The organism is Pseudomonas sp. BN417 (assembly GCF_029871205.1).
Lineage (GTDB): Bacteria > Pseudomonadota > Gammaproteobacteria > Pseudomonadales > Pseudomonadaceae > Metapseudomonas.
Genome location: NZ_SSOJ01000092.1, coordinates 19,807 through 41,352 on the forward strand (window position 1 = coordinate 19,807; position 21,546 = coordinate 41,352).

Sequence of the window (21,546 nt, forward strand, 5' to 3'; positions counted from 1 at the left end):
AGCTTGCTCGCGAAGCTGTTCGCGAGCAGCACGGAGGGTGGATCGGCGAAGCGCCATACACCCTCGCCCCGACCCGCGCCATGCCGCGCCGAAAACACTTCGCACTTTCCCAGGCACCCCGCGGACTAACCCAGTAGGTCCCCAACACCCGTGGCCCCGCCATGGCCTCTCAGCGCCAACTGGAAAACCGCACCCTGATCCTCCTGCTGGTGGTGGTATCCCTGGCCTTCTGCTGGATACTCCTGCCCTTCTACGGCGCCGTGTTCTGGGCCGTGGTGCTGGCGGTGATCTTCTCCCCTCTGCAGCGCGAGCTGGCCCTGCGCCTGGGTGGGCGCGGCAATCTTTCGGCGATGGTCACCCTGGCCATCTGCCTGTTGGTTGCGGTGCTGCCGGTCCTGCTGATCGGCCTGCTGCTGGTGCAGGAAGGCGCGGACTTCTATCACCGGGTCGAGTCCGGCGAGCTGGATATCGGCGCCTACGTCAACCAGTTCAAGGACCTGTTGCCGAATTTCCTCCAGCGCCAGCTGGACCGCTTGGGGATCGACAACGTCAATGGCCTGCGCGATCGCATCGTCAGCGGCATGCTGCAGGGCAGCCAGTTCCTCGCCACCAAGGCGTTCGCCATCGGCCAGAACACCTTCGAGTGGGTGGTGGGCTTCTTCGTGATGGTCTACCTGCTGTACTTCTTCCTGCGCGACGGTTTCGACGTGGCGCGCAATGTGCGCATGGCGGTTCCCCTCGGCGAGCAGCACAAGCGCCGGCTGCAGATCAAGTTCACCCGTGTGGTGCGCGCCACGGTGAAGGGCAACATAGTGGTCGCCATCGCCCAGGGAGCGCTGGGCGGCCTGGTGTTCTGGGTACTGGAGATTCCCAGCCCGGTGTTCTGGGGTGTGATGATGGCCTTCTTCTCCTTGCTGCCACTGGTGGGCGCCGGGTTGATATGGGGGCCGGTGGCGCTGTTCTTCGTGATCAACGGCGCGCTCTGGCAGGGCGTGGGGTTGGCGCTCTTCGGCATCCTGGTGATCGGCCTGGTGGACAACCTGCTGCGGCCGATCCTGGTGGGCAAGGACACGCGAATGCCCGACTACCTGGTGCTGATTTCCACCCTCGGCGGGTTGGCGCTGTTCGGCCTCAACGGTTTTGTCATCGGCCCTCTGATCGCCGCGCTCTTCGTGGCGAGCTGGGACCTGTTCACCGAGACTCGCGGCAAGGTGCAATTGCCGCCGTGAGGCACAGGCGCCACCCTGGAAAACACCCGCCCACAAAAAACCCGGCGCCTGGCCGGGTTTCTTGTTTCTGCAGTGCTGCCTCAGTTGGCCAGGGCCACCAGGCCGGAGTGATGGACCAGGTCCAGCAGCGGCTGCGGGTAGACGCCGAGGAAGAACGCCAGCAGGGCGACGAACAGCAGCATGATGCCGCCGGCGCGCTGGGCCCAGTGCAGTTCCGCGTCGTGGCGGCGCAGGTTAGGCTCGACCAGGAACAGGGTCACCATGACGCGCAGGTAGTAGAAGATGCCGATCGCGCTGCCCAGGACCAGGGCGCCCAGCAGCCACCAGAGGCCGGATTCGACACCGGCGGCAATGACGAAGAACTTGCCGATGAAACCTGCGGTGAGCGGGATACCGGCCAGCGACAGCATCATCACGGTGAGCACGGCGGTCAGGTACGGACGGCGCCAGAACAGGCCGCGGTACTCGTACAGGGCGTCACAGTCACGGCCGCTGTAAGGAGTGGACATCAGGGTCACCACGCCGAAGGCGCCAAGGCTGGTCAGCACGTAGGTGGCCAGGTAGACGCCGATGGCTTCCACGGCCAGGCCCTTGCTGGCGATCAGCGCCACCAGCAGATAGCCGAAGTGGGCGATGGACGAGTAACCCAGCAGACGCTTGATGTTGTTCTGCACCAGGGCCAGCAGGTTGCCGAACAGGATCGAGGCGATGGCGATCGCAGTCAGCAGGTCGTTCAGCCAGCCGCCGGCAGTGGCCGGGGAGAGCTGGTACAGGCGCAGCAGCACGGCAAACACCGCGACCTTGCTGACAGTGGCCAGGAAGGCCGCCACCGGCGCCGGGGCGCCTTCGTACACGTCCGGGGTCCAGAGGTGGAAGGGCACCAGGGACAGCTTGAACGCCAGGCCGATCAGCATCATGCCGATGCCGAGCTGGGACAGAACGCTGGAGCTGCCGGCGGCGGCCAGCTGGCTGAAGCTCAGGCTGCCGGCGTCGGCGTAGAGCAGGGCCATGCCGAACAGCAGGAAGGCGGAACCGGCGGCCGAGAGCACCATGTACTTGATGCCGGCTTCCAGGGAGCGCTTGTTGAAGAAGGCGTAGGCCACCAGGCCGAAGATCGGTACCGAGAGCAGTTCCAGGCCGATGAACAGGCCGGCCAGGTGCTGTGCGGTGACCAGCACCAGGCCGCCGGCGGCGGCCAGGAGGATCAGTAGGTACATCTCTTCGCGGTTGCCCGGGTAGCCCTTGCCGGACTCACCACCCAGGTAGGCGTGGATCAGGGTGACGCAGGCGAGGGTGCCCGCCAGGACCAGGGCCATGTAGTAGGCGCCGAAGTTGTCCACCATCATCAGCGGGGTCACCTCCAGCGGGGCGACCTTGAGGGCAGGGAGGATGGAAACCAGGGCCAGGTTGAGACCGATGACCGAGAGGCCGAAGGTCCAGGAGTGGTGACGCTTCCAGGCGATGGCCAGCATGACCACCACTATGGTGGCGCAGGTGACCAGCAGCGGCAGCAGGGCGATCAGGTGTTGAGTCGTGAATTCCATAACCTACTTACCGGGCAACGAGTTGATTGACGGCGGAATCCAGCCACTGGTGCACGCCATGCATGGTCGCAGCAGAGGTATCCAGCACCGGTTGCGGGTAGATGCCGAGCAGGACCAGCAGGCCGGCGAGGCCCAGGACCATGGTCAGCTCGCGGTATCTCAGGCCTTCGTAGACGCTCTCGGTCTTGGCCGGGCCGAAGTAGGCGCGGTGGATCATGATCAGCGAGTAGACCGAACCGAACACCAGGCCAGTGGAGGCCAGTACGGCGATCCAGGGCACTTGCTGGAAGGCGCCGATGAGGATCAGGAACTCGCCGACGAAGTTGCCGGTGCCGGGCAGACCCAGCGCGGCGGCGGCGAAGAACAGGCTGACGCCCGGCAGGTAGGGCATGCGGCTCCAGATGCCGCCCATCTCGCGCATGTCGCGGGTGTGCAGGCGCTCGTAGAGTTGGCCGCACAGGATAAAGAGTGCGGCGGCGGAGAGGCCGTGGGCGATCATCTGCACGATGGCGCCCTGCAGGGCGATCTGGCTGCCGGAGTAGATGGCGATCAGCACGAAGCCCATGTGGGACACGCTGGAGTAGGCCACCAGGCGCTTGATGTCGGTCTGGGCGAAGGACAGCAGGGCACCGTAGACGATGGCGAACACGCCGAGCCACTGGGCGATCGGCGCGAACTCGGCCGAGGCGTTGGGGAACAGTGGCAGGGCGAAGCGGATCATGCCGTAGGCGGCGGTCTTCAGCAGGATGCCGGCCAGGTCCACGGAACCCGCGGTCGGCGCCTGGGCGTGGGCGTCGGGCAGCCAGGAGTGCACCGGCACCACCGGGAACTTCACCGCGAAGGCGGCGAAGAAGCCGAGCATCAGCAGGTACTCGGTACCGGGCGCCAGTTCGGCCTTCAGCAGGTCGGCGTAGTTGAAGGTGAATACGCCGGTGTTGCTGTAGTTCACCAGCACCAGGCCGAGGATCGCCACCAGCATGATCAGGCCGCTGAACTGGGTGTAGATGAAGAACTTGGTGGCGGCGTTGATGCGCGACTTGCCCTTGCTGCCACTATGACCCCAGAGCGCGATGAGGAAGTACATCGGCACCAGCATCATTTCCCAGAAGAAGAAGAACAGGAACAGGTCGATGGCGAGGAACACGCCGACCACGCCGCCGAGGATCCACATCAGGTTGAGGTGGAAGAAGCCGACGCGGTTCTGGATCTCGCGCCAGGAGCACAGCACGGACAGCACGCCGAGCAGGCCGGTGAGGACGATCATCAGGATGGAGATGCCGTCCAGGGCCAGGTGGATGGTGATGCCGAAACGCTCGATCCACTGCACCTTGAACTCTTCCGCCCACACCGGATCGGTACCGGGGGCAGGGGCCAGGGTGAAGTCGCTGGTCGCCCACAGCCAGAGGCCGAGGACGAACAGCAGGGTCATGGTCAGCAGGGCGATCCAGCGGGGCAGGGTGGTGCCGAAGCGCTCACCTTGCCAGCAGAGCAGGCCGCCGATGAAGGGAATCAGGATTAGCCAGGGCAGAATCATGACGGGCTCAATTCCTTAAGTAGATTCAGGTCAGCAACACGGCGCCGAGCACGAGCACGGCCCCGCCGACTATGGATACGGCGTACCAGCGCAACTGGCCGGTCTGGCTGCGGCTGAGCGCGCTGTTGCCACCCCTTACCACGCGCGGGATCAGGCCGATGCTGCCGTCGATGGGATCGCGGCGGAGCAGGCGGCAAGCCAGCAGGTACGGTTTGACGAACAGCAGGTCGTAGAGCCAGTCGAAGCCCCAGGCGGCGAACCACCAGGCACCGAGGAAGCGGCCCGGGGCGCTCTGGGCGACGGCAGTGACGAAGCGGCGCTTGCCGAGGAAGAGCATGGCGGCCAGCAGGATACCCGCCAGGGCGATGGCGCCCGAGGCGATTTCCAGGCTGTGCTTGGCCTCGCCACCGGCATGGCCGACGCTCTCGGGCAGCACACCGGCCAGCGGCGGAGTGATCAGCGCGCCGACGAAGGTGGAGAGCACCAGCAGCACCACCAGCGGCAGGCTGTGGGCGATGCCGTGGCCGGCGTGGGCCTCGGTCCTGGCCTCACCATGGAAGACGATGAAGATCAGGCGGAAGGTGTAGATCGAGGTCAGGAAGGCGCCGGCCAGGCCCGCGTAGAGCAGGGCGGAATGGCCACTGGCGAAGGCTTCCCAGAGGATCTCGTCCTTGGAGTAGAAGCCCGCGGTGACCAGCGGCAGGGCCGCCAGGGCCGCACCACCCACCAGGAAGCAGGCGTAAGGCAGCGGCAGCTTCTTCCACAGGCCGCCCATCTTGAAGATGTTCTGCTCATGGTGAAGGGCGTTGATCACCGCACCGGAGGCAAGGAACAGCAGGGCCTTGAAGAAGGCGTGGGTCATCAGGTGGAAGATCGCCGCGTCCCATGCACCCACGCCCAGGGCGAGGAACATGTAGCCGATCTGGCTCATGGTGGAGTAGGCGAGGATGCGCTTGATGTCCGTCTGCACCAGGGCGGCGAAGCCGGCCAGGACCAGGGTCACGCCGCCGACGATGCCGACCAGTTCGTGGATCTCCGGGGTCAGCAGGAACAGGCCGTTGGTACGGGCGATCAGGTAGACGCCCGCGGTCACCATGGTGGCCGCGTGGATCAGCGCGGAGACCGGGGTCGGGCCGGCCATGGCGTCGGCCAGCCAGGTCTGCAGCGGCAGCTGGGCGGACTTGCCCACTGCGCCGCCGAGCAGCATCAGGGTGGCGACCCAGAGCCAGGCGTCACCGGCCTGGTACTTCTGCGGGGCCAGCACCATCAGCTCCTGGATGTTCAGGGTGCCGAGGTGGAAGAACAGGATGAACAGGCCGATGGCCATGAACACGTCGCCGACGCGGGTGACGATGAAGGCCTTCAACGCCGCGTTGCCGTTGGGCGTGTGCTGGAAGTAGTGGCCGATCAGCAGGTAGGAGCACAGGCCTACGCCTTCCCAACCGAAGTAGAGGAACAGCAGGTTATCGCCCAGTACCAGGAACAGCATGCTGGCGATGAACAGGTTGGTGTAGGCGAAGAAGCGCGAGTAGCCCTCGACACCGCTCATGTACCAGGACGCGAACAGGTGGATCAGGAAGCCGACGCCGGTGACCACGCCGAGCATGGTCAGGGACAGGCCGTCCAGGTAGAGGGTGAAGCTGGGGGCGAAGCCCGCCACGCTCATCCACTGCCAGAGCGTCTGGGTGTAGACGCCACCCGGGGGCGGGGCGACGTTGAACTGCCAGATGATCGAGGCGGCAACCAGGGCGGACAGGCCGACCGAGCCGACGCCGATGACGGCAGCGGTATTCTCCGAAAAACGCCCGCGGGAGAAGGCCAGGATGAACCAGCCGAGCAGTGGGAACAGGCAAGTGAGGAATAGAAGGTTCATCCGCGCATCTCGCTGGCAGCGTCGATATCGAGGGTATGGAAGCGGCGGTACAGCTGCAGCAGGATCGCCAGGCCGATGCTGGCCTCGGCGGCTGCCAGGCTGATCACCAGAATGAACATGATCTGGCCGTCAGGCTGGGCCCAACGGGCGCCGGCGACCACGAAGGCGAGGGCGGCGGCGTTCATCATGACTTCCAGGCTCATGAGCACGAAGAGGATGTTGCGCCGTACCATCAGGCCGATCAGGCCGAGGCAGAACAGCACGCCGGAGAGCGCCAGGCCGTGTTCCAGTGGGATTCCAGTCATGGCGTTACTCCTTTGCTTCGTGGCGGCCGAGGTGGAAGGCGGCGACCAGGGCTGCCAACAGCAGCATGGAGGCCAGTTCCACGGCCAGCAGATAGGGGCCGAACAGGGCGATGCCGACCGTCTTGGAGTCCACGGTGGTATGGCCGATGGTGGCGCCGCTGGCATTGCCGAACAGCACATACAGCAGCTCGACCAGCAGGGCGGCGGAGAGCAGGGCAGGGCCGGTCCAGATGCCGGGCTTGAGCCACTTCTTCTCTTGCTCGGCGATGGCCGGGCCGAGGTTCAGCATCATCACCACGAAGACGAACAGCACCATGATGGCGCCGGCGTAGACGATGATCTCCAGGGCGCCGGCGAAGGGCGCGCCGAGGGTGAAGAAGCACATCGACACCGCCAGCAGCGAGACGATGAGGTTGAGCAGGGCATGCACCGGGTTGGTGTTGGTGACCACCAGCAGGGTGGAGGCCACCGCCACGGCGGCGGCGAAATAGAAGGCGAATTCCACGCACGTCTCCTTAGGGCAGCAGGCTCTTCACGTTGATCGGCTCGGCCTCGTTCTGCGCGGCGCCTTTCGGCTTGCCGGCAATGGCCATACCCGCCACGCGATAGAAGTTGTAGTCCGGGTTCTTGCCGGGACCGGAGATCAGCAGGTCTTCCTTCTCGTACACCAGGTCCTGGCGCTTGAACTCACCCATCTCGAAATCCGGGGTCAGCTGGATCGCGGTGGTGGGGCAGGCTTCTTCGCACAGGCCACAGAAGATGCAGCGGGAGAAGTTGATGCGGAAGAACTCGGGGTACCAGCGACCGTCTTCGGTCTCGGCCTTCTGCAGGGAGATGCAGCCGACCGGGCAGGCCACCGCGCAGAGGTTGCACGCTACGCAGCGTTCCTCGCCATCGGGGTCGCGGGTGAGGACGATGCGGCCGCGGTAGCGCGGCGGCAGGTACACGGGCTCTTCCGGGTATTGCAGGGTGTCACGCTTGCGGAAGGCATGGCTGAAGATCATCACCAGGCTTCGCAGCTGGGTGTAGGTGCCATGCACGACGTGGATGATTTCTTTGATCATGGTGTTTCTCCTTACTGGGCCGCCAGCACGAACGCGCCGGTCACCAGCAGGTTGATCAGGGTCAGCGGCAGGCACACCTTCCAGCTGAAGGCCATCACCTGGTCATAGCGCGGGCGCGGGATGGAGGCGCGCAGCAGGATGAACAGCATGATGAAGAAGGCGGTCTTGAGCGCGAACCAGATGAAGGGGATCTGCGGCAGGATGCCGAACGGGCCATGCCAGCCACCGAAGAACAGGGTCACCAGCAGGGCGGAGATCAGCACGATGCCGATGTACTCGCCCACGAAGAACATGCCCCATTTCATGCCGGCGTATTCGATGTGGTAACCGTCGGCCAGTTCCTGTTCCGCTTCCGGTTGGTCGAACGGGTGACGGTGGGTCACGGCGACGCCGGCGATGATGAAGGTACAGAAGCCGAAGAACTGCGGAATGATGAACCACAGGTGCTGGGCCTGGTATTCAACGATGTCGCGCATGTTGAAGGAACCGACCTGGGCCACGATGCCCATCAGCGACAGGGCCAGGAACACCTCGTAGGAGATGGTCTGGGCCGAGGCGCGCAGGCTGCCGAGCAGGGCGAACTTGTTGTTGCTCGACCAGCCGGCGAAGAGCACCGCGTACACCGCGATACCGGCCATGGCGAAGAAGAACAGCACGCCAATGTTGAGGTCGGCCACGCCCCAGGTGGGGGTGACCGGGACTACGGCGAACGCGATCAGCAGGGCACTCATGGCGATGATGGGCGCCAGGGTGAAGATCAGCTTGTCGGCGAACGGCGGGGTCCAGTCTTCCTTGAAGAACATCTTGATCATGTCCGCGCCCAGCTGGAAGGCGCCGAAGGGGCCGACCCGGTTCGGGCCGTAGCGGTCCTGCCAGAGACCCAGCAGGCGACGCTCCACCCAGGACAGCAGCGCACCGCTGACCACCACGGCCAGCAGGATGACGATGGCCTTGATGACGGCGATGACGATGTCGATCAGTTCGGGCGTCAGCCAGCTCATTGCGCGGCCTCCTGTACGGCGGTGACGACGGCGCCGGCGATGGCGGCCGGAATGCCCGGCAGGCCGGCGGGCAGGCCGACCAGGCCGATACCCAGTTCTTCCTTGACGGCCAGCGGCAGACGCAGGGTCTGGCCGTTGACGGTCAGGGCGAGCAGGGCGCCGTCATTGACGCCGAGGCGGTCGGCTTCGTCCTTGGCCATGGCCACGTAGGCCTGCGGGATGCGCTCCTGCACCGGGGCGGCGCGGGAGCTGTTCTCCTCGCTACCGAACAGGTGGTGCAGCGGCACGGCCTGCCAGGTGCCCTGGGCCGGGTTGAAGGCGGCATTGACGCTGAACCAGGGAAGGGCTGCGCCCTTGGCCTCGATCAGACGCACGCCCGGATCGCCGGCGCGCAGGTGGCCGCCCACTTCGTCCTGGAACTTGTTCCAGGCTTGCGGCGAGTTCCAGCCCGGGGACCAGGCGAAGGGGATCTGCTGACGAGGCTCGACGCTGCCGGCATAGCCTTCCATGGAGAAGGCGAAGGGCGAGTCCTTGTCCTGCGGCTGGCGCGGCTCGTGCACGCTGATATCGGCGCGCATGGCGGTGCGGCCACTGTAGCGGTGCGGTTCGCGGGCGAGCTTCATGCCCTTGATGCGGAACGAGGCGCTCGGCGCGGCATCGCGGATGGTGGCCAGCAGCGGGCTGCTGTCGGCGCAGGCGGCGGTGACCTGGTCCAGCTGGGTCCAGTCGACGGACTTGCCCTGCAGGGTGCTGTGCAGCGCGTGCAGCCAGCGCCAGCCCTCGCGGACCAGGATGCTGTCGTCGTAGTAGCTCGGGTCGAAGACCTGGAAGAAGCGCTGGGCGCGGCCTTCCAGGCTGACCAGGGTGCCATCGCCTTCGGCGAAGCTGGCGGCCGGCAGCACCAGGTGGGCGCGCTCGAGGGTGGCGGTCTGCTGGTGGTCGGCAACGATGACGACCTTGGCGGCGGCCAGGGCGGCGTCCACCTTGGCGGCGTCGGCGCGGCGGTACAGGTCGTTCTCGAGGATGACCACGGCGTCGGCCTTGCCGGAGGTCAGCGCCTCCAGTGCGGCGTCGAGGGACTCGCCACCGAACAGGGCCAGGCCCAGGCTGTTGGCTTCCGGCACCACCAGACTGAGGGAACCGTTCTTCTCACGGTTCTTCAGGGCGCTGGCGATGTTGGCGGCGGCTTCGATCAGGGCCTTCTCGCCCAGGGACGCGCCGGAGACGACCAGCGGGCGCTTGGCGGCCAGCAGGGCATCGGCGATGCGCTTGACCAGTTCGGCCGCTTCGCTGTCCAGGCCATCAACGGCAGGGGAGCTCGGGTCGATGGCGTGGGCTACGGCGAAGCCGATGCGGGCGAGGTCGGCCGGGGCGGCGTGGACGCTCTCGGCGGCGACGTCATCCAGGCGGGTGGCAGTGACGCTGGCGATGAACAGCGGGTTCAGCGCGTCCTGGGCGACGTTCTGCACGGCGGCCATGTGCCAATCCTGGATCTTCATCGAGGCGGCGATATCGGTGGCCTTGCCCTTGACCGCCTGGCGCAGGGCGAGGGCCATGCGGGCGGCGGTCTGGGTCAGGTCTTCGCCGAGGACGAAGATCGCGTCGTGCTTCTCGACGTCGCGCAGGGTGGGCACCGGCAGCGGGCCGTTCTGCAGGATGTCGCGGATCAGGCGCAGGTTGGCGAGCTCGGCGGCGGCGATGCCGGAATAGTAGTTCTCGGTGCCGACCAGCTCACGCAGGGCGAAGTTGCCTTCCAGGCTGGCGCGGGGCGAGCCGATGCCGATCACGCGCTTGCCTTTCAGCAGTTCGGCAGCCTTGTCGAGGGCGGCGTCCAGGCTCAGCTTCTGGTTGCCCAGCAGCGGCTGGCGCGGACGGTCTTCGCGGTTGACGTAGCCGTAGCCGAAGCGGCCGCGGTCGCAGAGGAAGTACTGGTTCACCGAGCCGTTGAAACGGTTCTCGATGCGGCGGATCTCGCCGTAGCGTTCACCGGGGCTGATGTTGCAGCCGCTGGAGCAGCCGTGGCAGATGCTCGGGGCGAACTGCATGTCCCACTTGCGGTTGTAGCGCTCGGAGTGGGTCTTGTCGGTGAACACGCCGGTCGGGCAGACCTCGACCAGGTTGCCGGAGAATTCGCTCTCCAGGGTGCCGTCTTCGACGCGGCCGAAGTAGACGTTGTCGTGGGCGCCGTAGACGCCGAGGTCGGTGCCGCCGGCGTAGTCCTTGTAGTAGCGCACGCAGCGGTAGCAGGCGATGCAGCGGTTCATCTCGTGGGAGATGAACGGGCCGAGCTGCTGGTTCTGGTGGGTACGCTTGGTGAAGCGGTAGCGACGGGCGTTGTGGCCGGTCATCACCGTCATGTCCTGCAGGTGGCAGTGGCCGCCTTCCTCGCACACCGGGCAGTCGTGCGGGTGGTTGGTCATCAGCCATTCGACGACGCTGGCGCGGAACTGCTTGGCCTCTTCGTCGTCGATGGAAATCCAGGTGTTGTCGGTGGCGGGAGTCATGCAGGACATGACCAGGCGACCGCGTTTGTCGTTCTCGTCGGTGTACTGCTTCACCGCGCACTGGCGGCAGGCGCCGACGCTTCCGAGCGCCGGGTGCCAGCAGAAGTAGGGGATGTCGAGTCCGAGGGACAGACAGGCCTGCAGGAGGTTGTCTGCACCATCGACTTCGAGCGTCTTGCCGTCTACGTGGATAGTGGCCATGGTTCAGTCTTCATCTGCCCGTGTGACCGGGCTTTGGCTAATGGAATCAGTGTGCGCACGGGGCCGGGTGAGCGGCCGCCATGGCGAATTCTTCTGCTCAGGCGCCGACGGGGATCGGTCGCGCTGCCGGGATCTCGCGGGCGATGCCTGCTTCGAACTCCGGACGGAAATACTTCATCGCACTGCCCAGCGGCTCGACGGCACCCGGTGCGTGGGCGCAGAAGGTCTTGCCTGGGCCGAGGAAGTTGACGAGCTGCTCCAGGGTCTCCAGGTCACCCGACTGGCCTTCGCCGCGCTCCAGGGAACGCAGGAGCTTCACGCTCCAGGGCAGGCCGTCGCGGCAGGGAGTGCACCAGCCGCAGGACTCGCGGGCGAAGAACTCTTCCATGTTGCGCAGCAGGGAGACCATGTTGATGCTGTCGTCCACGGCGAGCGCGAGGCCGGTACCCATACGGGTGCCCACCTTGGCGATGCCGGCGGCGTACATGGGGGCGTCCAGGTGCTCGGGGAGCAGGAAGCCGGTGCCGGCGCCGCCTGGCTGCCAGGCTTTCAGCTTGTAGCCGTCACGCATCCCACCAGCGTAGTCCTCGAACAGCTCACGAGCCGGAACGCCGAAGGGCAGTTCCCAGAGGCCGGGGTTCTTCACCTTGCCGGAGAAGCCCATGAGCTTGGTGCCCATGTCTTCGCTGCCCGGGCGGGCGAGGGTCTTGTACCAGTCCACACCGTTGGCGACGATCGCCGGCACGTTGCACAGGGTCTCGACGTTGTTGACGCAGGTGGGCTTGCCCCAGACGCCGACGGCGGCGGGGAAGGGCGGCTTGGAGCGCGGGTTGGCGCGGCGGCCTTCCAGGGAGTTGATCAGTGCGGTCTCTTCACCACAGATGTAGCGGCCGGCGCCGGTGTGGACGAAGAGCTCGAAGTCGAAACCGCTGCCGAGGATGTTCTTGCCCAGCAGGCCGGCGGCCTTGGCTTCCTCGATGGCGCGGTTGAGGTTGTTCGCCGCGTCGACGTATTCGCCGCGCAGGAAGATGTAGCCGCGATAGGCCTTGAGGGCGCGGGCGCTGATCAGCATGCCTTCCACCAGCAGGTGGGGCAGCTGTTCCATCAGCATGCGGTCCTTCCAGGTGTTGGGTTCCATTTCGTCCGCGTTGCACAGCAGGTAGCGGATGTTCATGGATTCGTCAGCCGGCATCAGGCCCCACTTCACGCCGGTGGGGAAGCCCGCACCGCCGCGGCCCTTGAGGCCGGAGTCCTTGACCTGCTGCACGATGTCGGCCTGGGCCATTTCGGTCAGGGCCTTGCGTGCGGCGGCATAGCCGTTCTTCTGCTGGTATTCGTCGAGCCATACCGGCTGCGCGTCTTCGCGCAGGCGCCAGGTCAGCGGATGGGTTTCTTCGCTGCGGGCGATACGGTTGGCCGGGCCGATGGAGGTGAGGGTCTTCATTGATAGGCCTCCAGCAGCTGGGCAACGCCGTCAGGCTGGACGTCGCCGAAGGTGTCGTCGTCGATCATCACCGCCGGGGCCTTGTCGCAGTTGCCCAGGCAGCAGACCGGCAGCAGGGTGAAGCGGTTGTCGGTGGTGGTCTGACCGAGGCCGATGCCGAGCTGCTTCTGCATTTCGGCGACGACGGACTCATGGCCGCCGACGTAGCAGGTCATGCTGTCGCACACGCGGATCACATGGCGGCCGACCGGCTGGCGGAAGATCTGGCTATAGAAGGTGGCCACGCCTTCGACGTCGCTGGCGGGGATGCCGAGGATCGCGCCGATGGCGTCGGCGGCGCCGTCAGGCACCCAGCCACGCTCCTTCTGGACGATCTTCAGGGCTTCGATGGACGCCGCGCGCGGGTCCTCGTAGTGATGCATTTCGTGCTCGATGGCCGAGCGCTCGGTTTCGCTGAGGGCGAAACGGTCGGTCTGGATAAGGGTGCTCATGTCAGCGGTCCACGTCAGCCATTACGAAGTCGATACTGCCCAGGTAGGCGATCAGGTCTGCCACCATGCTGCCGCGGATCACCGAGGGGATCTGCTGCAGGTGGGGGAAGCTGGGCGTCCGGATCCGGGTGCGGTAGCTCATGGTGCTGCCGTCGCTGGTGAGGTAGTAGCTGTTGATGCCCTTGGTCGCCTCGATCATCTGGAAGGCTTCGTTGGCCGGCATGACCGGGCCCCAGGAAACCTGCAGGAAGTGGGTGATCAGGGTTTCGATGTGTTGCAGCGTGCGCTCTTTCGGCGGCGGCGTGGTCAGCGGGTGGTCTGCCTTGTACGGGCCTTCGGGCATGTTCTTCAGGCACTGGTCGATGATGCGGATGCTCTGGCGCATCTCTTCAACGCGGACCATGCAGCGGTCGTAGGCGTCGCCGTTGTGGGCCAGCGGAACCTCGAACTCGAAGTTCTCGTAGCCGGAATAGGGGCGGGCCTTGCGCAGGTCGAAGTCGCAGCCAGTGGAACGCAGGCCGGCACCGGTGACGCCCCACTCGAGGGCTTCCTTGGTGTTGTACTGGGCGACGCCGACGGTACGGCCGCGCAGGATGCTGTTCTTCAGGGCGGCCTTTTCATATTCATCGAGGCGCTTGGGCAGCCATTCGACGAATTCCTTGACCAGGCCATCCCATCCACGGGGCAGGTCGTGAGCGACGCCGCCGATGCGGTACCAGGCCGGGTGCAGGCGGAAGCCGGTGACGGCCTCGATCACCTTGTAGGCGCGCTGGCGGTCGGTGAAGGTGAAGAACACCGGGGTCATGGCGCCCACGTCCTGGATGTAGGTACCCAGGAACAGCAGGTGGCTGGTGATCCGGAAGAACTCGGCCATCATCACGCGGATGAAGTCGACGCGCTGCGGCACCTTGATGCCGGCGAGCTTCTCCACCGCGAGGACGTAGGGCAGGTTGTTCATCACCCCGCCGAGGTAGTCGATGCGGTCGGTGTACGGAATGAAGCTGTGCCAGGACTGCCGCTCGGCCATTTTCTCGGCGCCGCGGTGGTGGTAACCGACTTCCGGCACGCAGTCGACGATCTCTTCGCCGTCCAGTTGCAGGATGATGCGGAAGGCACCGTGGGCGGAGGGGTGGTTCGGGCCGAGGTTGAGGAACATGTAGTCCTCGTTCTCGCCGTGGCGTTTCATGCCCCAGTCTTCCGGGCGGAAGCGCGCAGCTTCTTCTTCGAGCTGGTGCTTGGCCTGGGTCAGGCTGAAGGGATCGAATTCGGTGGCGCGCGCCGGGTAGTCCTTGCGCAGCGGGTGACCTTCCCAGGTGTTGGGCATCATGATCCGCGACAGGTGCGGGTGGCCGGCGAAGGTAATGCCGTACATGTCCCAGACTTCCCGCTCGTACCAGTTGGCGTTCGGCCAGATACCGGTGACGGTGGGCAGGTTGAGGTCGCCCTCGGACAAGGCCACCTTGATCATTACGTCACTATTACGCTCCAGCGACATCAGGTGGTAGAACACCGTGAAGTCGGCGTTCGGCAGGCCGCGGCGCTGGGTGCGCAGGCGCTCGTCGACGCCATGCAGGTCGTACAGCATGACGTAGGGGCGCGGCAGGTTGCGCAGGAATTTCAGGACGTCGATCAGCTTGTCGCGGCCGACCCAGATCACCGGCATGCCGGTGCGGGTCGACTGGATGGTGAAGCTTTCGGCGCCGAAGCGGGAATTCAGTTCTACGACGACGTCTTGGTCGTCTGCCTTGTAAGGCGGAATGGACAGAACGGTGTCTGCAGTCATGGTCTCGGTCGCTATTCGTCAACGTAAAGAATGAGCCTGGGGGCTTCCGGGGAAGAACAGGCTCAGACTTCGTCGGGGCTGCGCAGGTTTGTGACCTGAATACGCTGTTCGCGGCGCTTTTCCCGCTCGGAGGGCATGTCGGCACGGTAGATGCCTTGGTCCCCCACGACCCAGGATAGCGGCCGGCGCTCCTGGCCGATGGATTCCTGCAGCAGCATCAGGCCTTGCAGGAACGCCTCGGGGCGGGGCGGGCAACCGGGAATGTAGACGTCCACGGGGAGGAACTTGTCCACGCCCTGAACGACCGAGTATATGTCGTACATGCCGCCGGAGTTCGCGCACGAACCCATGGAGATCACCCACTTGGGCTCCAGCATCTGCTCATAGAGGCGCTGGATGACCGGTGCCATCTTGATGAAGCAGGTCCCGGCGATGACCATGAAGTCCGCCTGGCGCGGTGATGCACGAATGACTTCCGCACCGAAGCGCGCGATATCGTGCGGCGCGGTGAAGGCGGTGGTCATCTCCACGTAGCAGCAGGAGAGGCCGAAGTTGTACGGCCACAGGGAGTTCTTGCGACCCCAGTTGACTGCGCCGTTGAGAACATCCTCGAGCTTGCCCAGGAAGATGTTCTTATGCACCTGATCTTCTAGCAGCGGGTCGGAAACGGTCTCCCGTTCGCCGATCGGATACTGCTCGTAAGTCGCATCCGGATCGATCCGAGTAAGTTTGTATTGCATTGCCAAAGCCTCATTGTTTTAGCTTCGCCTGCCGCTTGCGACGACCTTCGGGAGCCCAATCGAGCGCCCCGATGCGCCAAAGGTAGACAAGACCTGCCAACAGAATTGCTATGAAAATGGTTGCTTCGATGAAACCGGCCCAGCCGCTTTCGCGGACGGAGACGGACCAAGCGAAGAGAAAGAGGGCTTCGACGTCGAAGATCACGAAGAGCATCGCGACCAGATAGAATTTTGCGGAGAGGCGGAGGCGGGCGGTGCCGGTGGGGAGCATGCCGGATTCGAAGGGGTCGTTCTTGCTACGACCGATGGCCTTGCTGCCCAGCAGGCTCGAGACCCCGATCATGAAAGCGCAGAGGCCGACGACGCCCAGCAGGAAAATGGCGAAACCCCAGTTGTGGGACATGATGGCAGTAGCTTCCGACATGCCGGAACTCCTTAAGACAAGGAACGGCGTTCACTCGTGTTTATAGGTTTAATGCCGGGTATCAATGATTGCCCGGCAATCGATTCCGACAATTTTATGCCTGACCGGGTGTACAAGTAAATTTTTCAGGCCAAAAAATTGCCCGCGCAGCCGGATCTCGCGCCTGCATCTCCCTTGTAAGCCACGAATGGCAAGGCTTTCAGCGTTTTGTTAGGCCTTGGTCGGATTGCGGCCTTATGTCGCAGTGGGGGCCCGTCAGAGCTAGTAATGATAGGCATTAGCATTTGATTGGTGGTTAATTAGTCACTACACGGAATTTATCCGCTGGAACTAAGAAACTGCCTAATCAAATATGCTTCCGGTCCTCCTAAGTTGTTCCATGAGTCCTTTCATATTTGCGACAAATCCATCTGTTTTTAGTACTTAGTGCTTTTCCTGGGTGAAGAAAAAAGGCCGACCATCGCTGGTCGGCCAAGAGCTTCGAGGGGGATTCAGAGCAGCCTGTGGCCGTCCTCGCGGGTGATGACCACGGTCGAGGAGCGCGGGCGCTTGCCCGGGCCGTCCGGCCAGGTGCTGAGCAGGTTGGTGGCGGTTGAGCCTTCGCCCGGGTGCTGGATATTGATGAACAGTGTGCGGAAGTCCGGCGTCGCCGTAATGCCGGTCACCTCAGCGCCCAGCGGGCCCACCAGGAAGCGCTTCAGTTCGCCGCTGCGCGGGTCAGCGACGAGCATCTGGTTGTTGCCGAACGGGCCGGCGCTCAGCTGGCTGCCGCTCATGTCGGTCTGGATCCACAGGCGACCTTCATCGTCGAACCAGAGGCCGTCCGGGCTGGCGAGGATGTTCTGCGCGCCCAGGGCGTTGCCATTGGGGCCGCGGCTGTCGCTTTCCGGGCCGGCGAGGAGGAAGAGGTTCCAGTCGAAGCGCCTGCCGCTGTGGTCGCGGCTGTTTTCGCGCCAGCGGATAATGTGGCCGTAGGTGTTGGCCGGGCGCGGGTTGGCGGCGTCGGCGGTGGTGCGTGCGGTGTTGTTGGTGAGGGTGAAGTAGACCTCGCCGTTGTCCGGGTTCACCGCACCCCATTCAGGGCGGTCCATGCGGGTGGCGCCGACGATGTCGGCAGCGAGGCGGGTATTGATCAGCACCTCGCCCTGGTCGGCGAAACTGACACCGGCGGCCTGGCAGGCCTTGAGGAAGTTGCTGTCGTTGAGGTCCAGGGCCAGCCAGTCGCCGCTGCCGTCGGCGTTGAAGCGCCCGACGTAGAGGGTGCCTTCGTCCAGCAGGCGGCCGTTGGCTTGGCCGGGGCGGTACTTGTCGCGGCTGACGTACTTGTAGATGTATTCGTTCTGCGAGTCATCGCCGGAATAGCAAACCACCGGGCGGCCCGATTTCACCGGGGCGAAGATCAGGCCTTCGTGGGCGAAGCGGCCGAGTGCGGTGTGCTTGACCGGGGTGGACTCCGGGTCGAAGGGGTCGATCTCGACTATCCAGCCGAAGTGGTTGGGTTCGTTGCGGTAGTCGCCCTTGGCGTCGGCCGCCTTGCGGGTGGCGTCGAAGCGCTCGAACTCGTCGCCGGTGAGGGTTTCCCAACCGAAGCGGCTGGCATTGCGCAGGCCATAGCGCTTGAGTTCGCGGGGCAGGTCGGCGTCGCGGGTAGCGAAGTAGCCGGCCCAGTTTTCCTCGCAGGTCAGGTAAGTGCCCCAGGGGGTGAAGCCGTTCGAGCAGTTGTTCTGGGTGCCGCGGGTGGCGGTACCTTGGGGGCTGTAGCGGGTCTGCAGCAGATTGTGGCCGCGGGCCGGCCCGGTGATTTCCATGTGCGTCGCGGCAGTGATGCGGCGGTTGCGGCGGCTCGGCACCACTTCCCACTCGCCGCCTACATTGCGGCGGATCTCTACCACCGAGACGCCGTGAGCGTTGATTTCCTTGCGTACTTCCTCGGCGCTGGCGCGTTTGCCGTCCACCAGGGTCGCGCCGTTGGGATGCAGCAGCGGGGCGTCGATGTATTCATGGTTCAGCACCAGCAGCCCATGGTCCGAGCGCTTGCCCGGACCGCGGCGGGCGTCGATGGGGAAGAAGTGCATGCCGTCATGGTGCATGCCAATCTGCTCAGCCTGGTCCTGGGCGCTATTGCTGGCGTCATCGGCGAAGGCCGGGTAGCGCCCGGTGATGGGGGTGCCCCAGGGAATGAAGGCCGTGGCCTTGTAGCCCGGCGGCACCGTGATCGTGTCGGCGCGGCCGGTGGGGATTGCTTCGAAGGGCAGGCGCGAGCGGGGCTTGAAGGGGAAGCCCTTGGTCTCCGGGTCGGCTGCCAGGACTTGGCCTGGGATGGTTGCGCCGAGGAAGGCCAGGGTGCTCATGGCGGCACCGCCGATCAGCAACTGGCGGCGGTTGAGTCCACCGATCAGGTCGTTGATGTGCGGGTTGTCGGAGGTGTTGCTGGGCAACTCGTCGCCGTTGCCAAAGAGCACGGCATTGTCGTTTTGTTGGTTCAAGGCGGGTCTCCATACGGGCCAATCGACGGAGCCCTGACGCTAATGCCTGAAAGCGACGGAAGCATGACAAAGACGTGGACATGTTGTTGCGAGGGAGGCGGCACGCATATCGCCATGCTTCAGTTGCGCACCAGTGCTTGGGTCCGCTGGTCGATGGCGAAGATCAACGCACCGCCGGCCAGCGCTTCGATCACCTTGTCGCGATCGGCGCTGGCCAGGACCAGGCAGCCGTAGCTGCGGCCTGGCACGCCGTGGCGGCGGATGAAGTCGTCCTCCATATAGGCGTTGGCGTGGACGACGATGGCGCGCTCTTCGGCGTTGCTGTTGCTTGGCGACAAGCCTGCCAGCCGCATGGAGAGACCATGGCCGGGCTCGTCGCTGTCGAATACCTGGGTGGTGCGAAAGAGACCGAGGGAGGTGGCGCGGCTGCCGAAAGCGTTGGAGAAACTGTCGGCCTGGCCGTCGTGGTCCGGGTCAGAGCCTTTGCCGTGGGCGACGCGGAAGCTGCCCAGCAAGGCATGACTGCGGCTGTCGAAGAGATAGAAGCGCGGTAGCGTGGAGGGGCGGCCGTAGTCGACCACGGCGAAGCGAGGGTGCTGGTTCCTTTGCAACTCGCCGAGAATCTCATCCTGGGCGGGCTGGGCGATCAGCAGTTCCAGGTCGCCGGCGCGCAGGGCGGGGGAAATGAGCAGCAAGATCAGCAGCAGGGTTCTCGGCACGTCCGGTTCTCCATGGGTTACCCCGCTGATTGTAAGAGTGCCCGTACGCCTGGCAACTCGCCGCTGACGGCAGGGACAAAAGAAAACCCCGGCGCAAGCACCGGGGTTTCTCGACTCGCCATGTCCGGCCGATGCGTGGTCGGCCGGTGGCAGTTCCTCTTAGTGGAACTGGTTCATGGTGTTGTCTTTACCGCTCGCCTTCAGAGCAGCTTCGCCAGCGAAGTACTCCTTGTGGTTGTCGCCGATGTCGGAGCCAGCCATGTTCTGGTGCTTGACGCAGGCGATGCCCTGACGCAGTTCCTGACGCTGAACGCCTTTCACGTAGGCCAGCATGCCCTGGTCGGCGAAGTACCCTTTGGCCAGGTTGTCGGTGGACAGCGCGGCGGTGTGGTAGGTCGGCAGGGTGATCAGGTGGTGGAAGATGCCGGCGTGGGCCGAACCGTCGCGCTGGAAGGTGCGGATCTTCTCGTCTGCAACCTGGGCCAGCTCGGTTTCGTCGTACTCGACGCTCATCAGCTTGGCGCGGTCGTAGGCGGAAACATCCTTGCCTTCAGCAACGAACGCATCGAACACTTGCTGACGGAAGTTCAGGGTCCAGTTGAAGGACGGGCTGTTGTTGTACACCAGCTTGGCGTTCGGGATGACCTGGCGGATGCGGTCAACCATGCCCTTGATCTGGCCAACGTGCGGCTTCTCGGTTTCGATCCAGAGCAGGTCGGCGCCGTTCTGCAGCGAGGTGATGCAGTCCAGGACGCAGCGGTCTTCGCCGGTGCCCTTGCGGAACTGGAACAGGTTGCTCGGCAGGCGCTTGGGGCGCAGCAGCTTGCCGCCGCGGTTGATCACCACGTCGCCATTCTGCAGGTCGGCCGCGCTGATTTCGTCGCAGTCCAGGAAGGAGTTGTACTGGTCGCCCAGGTCGCCCGGTTGCTTGGTCACGGCGATCTGCTTGGTCAGGCCGGCACCCAGGGAGTCGGTACGGGCAACGATCACACCGTCGTCAACGCCCAGCTCGAGGAAGGCGTAGCGAACAGCGTTGATCTTGGCGAGGAAGTCTTCGTGCGGAACGGTCACTTTGCCGTCCTGGTGGCCGCACTGCTTCTCGTCGGAAACCTGGTTCTCGATCTGGATGCAGCAGGCACCCGCTTCGATCATTTTCTTGGCCAGCAGGTAGGTGGCTTCCGGGTTACCGAAACCAGCGTCGATATCGGCGATGATCGGTACCACGTGGGTCTCGTAGCCATCGATCTGGGCCTGGATCTCGTCCTGCTTGGCCTTGTCGCCAGCGGCGCGGGCAGCGTCCAGTGCGGTGAAGAGCAGGTCCAGTTCGCGGGCGTCGGCCTGGCGCAGGAAGGTGTAGAGCTCTTCGATCAGGCCGGAAACGGCGGTTTTCTCGTGCATCGACTGGTCCGGCAGCGGGCCGAAGTCGGAGCGCAGGGCAGCGACCATCCAGCCGGACAGGTAGAGGTAGCGCTTGTTGGTGGTCTTCAGGTGCTTCTTGATGGAGATCAGCTTCTGCTGACCGATGAAGCCGTGCCAGCAACCCAGCGACTGGGTGTAGACGGAGGAGTCGGCGTCGTACTCGGCCATGTCCTTGCGCATGATGGCCGCGGTGTACTTGGCGATATCCAGACCGGTCTTGAAGCGGTTCTGGGCGCGCATGCGGGCAACCGACTCGGGGTTGATAGCGCTCCAGCTGTTACCGTTCACTTCTTTCAGTGCGGCAATGGCCTTGATGTCGTTCTGATAAGCGGACATGGTCAATCCTTCAAAGTGTATATGTGGTTGAGCACCGACTTTCCCACTCAAAAACCTGCGTTCTGAAGGTTATTGCGGGTTGCTCACCGCAGTGCGTCGAAGGACTGGGACCGAAAGGGAGATGTAGCCGAGGGTAGGGTGACGAGTTGCACACTCGCGTGATCGACGGGGTGGTTTTGCGCTCTTCGATCACTTGCCGGTTCGTGGTAACCGATGGGCGATCTGCCGGGCACTGCCTTCGATCTTGCGGTTGTTGCTGACGCTTCCCCGTCCCTCAGGACAACTTCGTTCCAGTCGCAACCTTGTCGCACTGCCTTATGGGCTGTCACAACACGGATCGGCTCGGCTGGTTGGCTGGGAGCGCGACCCGGAGGCCCTTTCCAGGGCCCCTGGCTAGCGGGAGCGAGGCCATCATGCATCTTCAAACAAGCGCTCGTCAAACGTTTTGT

Annotated in this window: 17 protein-coding genes; 1 reads left to right on the plus strand and 16 read right to left on the minus strand. The window is 64.6% G+C overall.

All coding sequences use genetic code 11. The features are described from left to right. Positions 1–161 precede the first annotated feature (161 nt). On the plus strand, positions 162–1,229 hold the full coding sequence (locus E8F11_RS11585; RefSeq protein WP_280288979.1) for an AI-2E family transporter: 1,068 nt from the start codon (positions 162–164) through the stop codon (positions 1,227–1,229). A gap of 80 nt (positions 1,230–1,309) precedes the next feature. On the opposite strand, the gene nuoN is transcribed toward E8F11_RS11585, so the two are convergent. The 16 genes from nuoN to E8F11_RS11665 form a co-directional block, all read right to left on the minus strand. Beyond that, positions 1,310–2,773, minus strand: coding sequence for an NADH-quinone oxidoreductase subunit NuoN (gene nuoN, locus E8F11_RS11590; protein WP_280288980.1), 1,464 nt, complete (start codon positions 2,771–2,773; stop codon positions 1,310–1,312). A 7-nt stretch (positions 2,774–2,780) separates the two neighbouring features. Next, entirely contained in the window at positions 2,781–4,307 is a 1,527-nt protein-coding gene (nuoM, locus tag E8F11_RS11595; RefSeq protein WP_280288981.1) for an NADH-quinone oxidoreductase subunit M, read from the minus strand. Between the two features lie 25 nt (positions 4,308–4,332). Next, complete coding sequence (gene nuoL / locus E8F11_RS11600) at positions 4,333–6,180, minus strand: NADH-quinone oxidoreductase subunit L (protein ID WP_280288982.1); 1,848 nt, start codon at positions 6,178–6,180, stop codon at positions 4,333–4,335. Continuing rightward, the gene (gene nuoK, locus E8F11_RS11605; protein ID WP_069083527.1) at positions 6,177–6,485 is read right to left on the minus strand and encodes an NADH-quinone oxidoreductase subunit NuoK; all 309 of its coding nucleotides are present in this window, start codon (positions 6,483–6,485) and stop codon (positions 6,177–6,179) included. Before nuoK ends, nuoL begins: the two co-directional genes overlap by 4 nt. Positions 6,486–6,489: 4 nt before the next feature. After that, a complete protein-coding gene (gene nuoJ / locus E8F11_RS11610; RefSeq protein ID WP_280288983.1) occupies positions 6,490–6,990 on the minus strand; it encodes an NADH-quinone oxidoreductase subunit J in 501 nt (166 codons plus the stop codon). 10 nt (positions 6,991–7,000) lie between these two features. Continuing rightward, positions 7,001–7,549 (minus strand): NADH-quinone oxidoreductase subunit NuoI, encoded by a 549-nt coding sequence (gene nuoI, locus E8F11_RS11615; RefSeq protein ID WP_280288984.1) that lies wholly within the window; start codon positions 7,547–7,549, stop codon positions 7,001–7,003. Between the two features lie 11 nt (positions 7,550–7,560). Beyond that, positions 7,561–8,550, minus strand: coding sequence for an NADH-quinone oxidoreductase subunit NuoH (gene nuoH, locus E8F11_RS11620; RefSeq protein ID WP_280288985.1), 990 nt, complete (start codon positions 8,548–8,550; stop codon positions 7,561–7,563). Continuing rightward, positions 8,547–11,255 carry an NADH-quinone oxidoreductase subunit NuoG gene (gene nuoG / locus E8F11_RS11625; RefSeq protein ID WP_280288986.1) on the minus strand — a complete coding sequence of 903 codons (2,709 nt, stop codon included), beginning with the start codon at positions 11,253–11,255 and terminating at the stop codon, positions 8,547–8,549. Before nuoG ends, nuoH begins: the two co-directional genes overlap by 4 nt. Positions 11,256–11,352: 97 nt before the next feature. After that, positions 11,353–12,699: an NADH-quinone oxidoreductase subunit NuoF gene (gene nuoF, locus E8F11_RS11630; protein WP_280288987.1), complete on the minus strand. Its 1,347-nt coding sequence runs from the start codon at positions 12,697–12,699 to the stop codon at positions 11,353–11,355. Beyond that, on the minus strand, positions 12,696–13,190 hold the full coding sequence (gene nuoE / locus E8F11_RS11635) for an NADH-quinone oxidoreductase subunit NuoE (protein WP_280288988.1): 495 nt from the start codon (positions 13,188–13,190) through the stop codon (positions 12,696–12,698). Before nuoE ends, nuoF begins: the two co-directional genes overlap by 4 nt. Position 13,191: 1 nt before the next feature. Further along, positions 13,192–14,973, minus strand: a complete 1,782-nt coding sequence (gene nuoC / locus E8F11_RS11640; RefSeq protein WP_280288989.1) for an NADH-quinone oxidoreductase subunit C/D — start codon at positions 14,971–14,973, stop codon at positions 13,192–13,194. Between the two features lie 62 nt (positions 14,974–15,035). Then, the gene (locus E8F11_RS11645; protein ID WP_028628745.1) at positions 15,036–15,713 is read right to left on the minus strand and encodes an NADH-quinone oxidoreductase subunit B; all 678 of its coding nucleotides are present in this window, start codon (positions 15,711–15,713) and stop codon (positions 15,036–15,038) included. Between the two features lie 10 nt (positions 15,714–15,723). Further along, positions 15,724–16,137: an NADH-quinone oxidoreductase subunit A gene (locus E8F11_RS11650; RefSeq protein ID WP_280288990.1), complete on the minus strand. Its 414-nt coding sequence runs from the start codon at positions 16,135–16,137 to the stop codon at positions 15,724–15,726. 491 nt (positions 16,138–16,628) lie between these two features. After that, positions 16,629–18,623, minus strand: a complete 1,995-nt coding sequence (locus tag E8F11_RS11655) for a PhoX family phosphatase (RefSeq protein ID WP_280288991.1) — start codon at positions 18,621–18,623, stop codon at positions 16,629–16,631. 119 nt (positions 18,624–18,742) lie between these two features. After that, positions 18,743–19,342, minus strand: a complete 600-nt coding sequence (locus E8F11_RS11660) for a murein L,D-transpeptidase catalytic domain family protein (protein ID WP_280288992.1) — start codon at positions 19,340–19,342, stop codon at positions 18,743–18,745. Between the two features lie 159 nt (positions 19,343–19,501). Beyond that, a complete protein-coding gene (locus tag E8F11_RS11665; protein ID WP_280288993.1) occupies positions 19,502–21,097 on the minus strand; it encodes an isocitrate lyase in 1,596 nt (531 codons plus the stop codon). Positions 21,098–21,546: the final 449 nt, after the last annotated feature.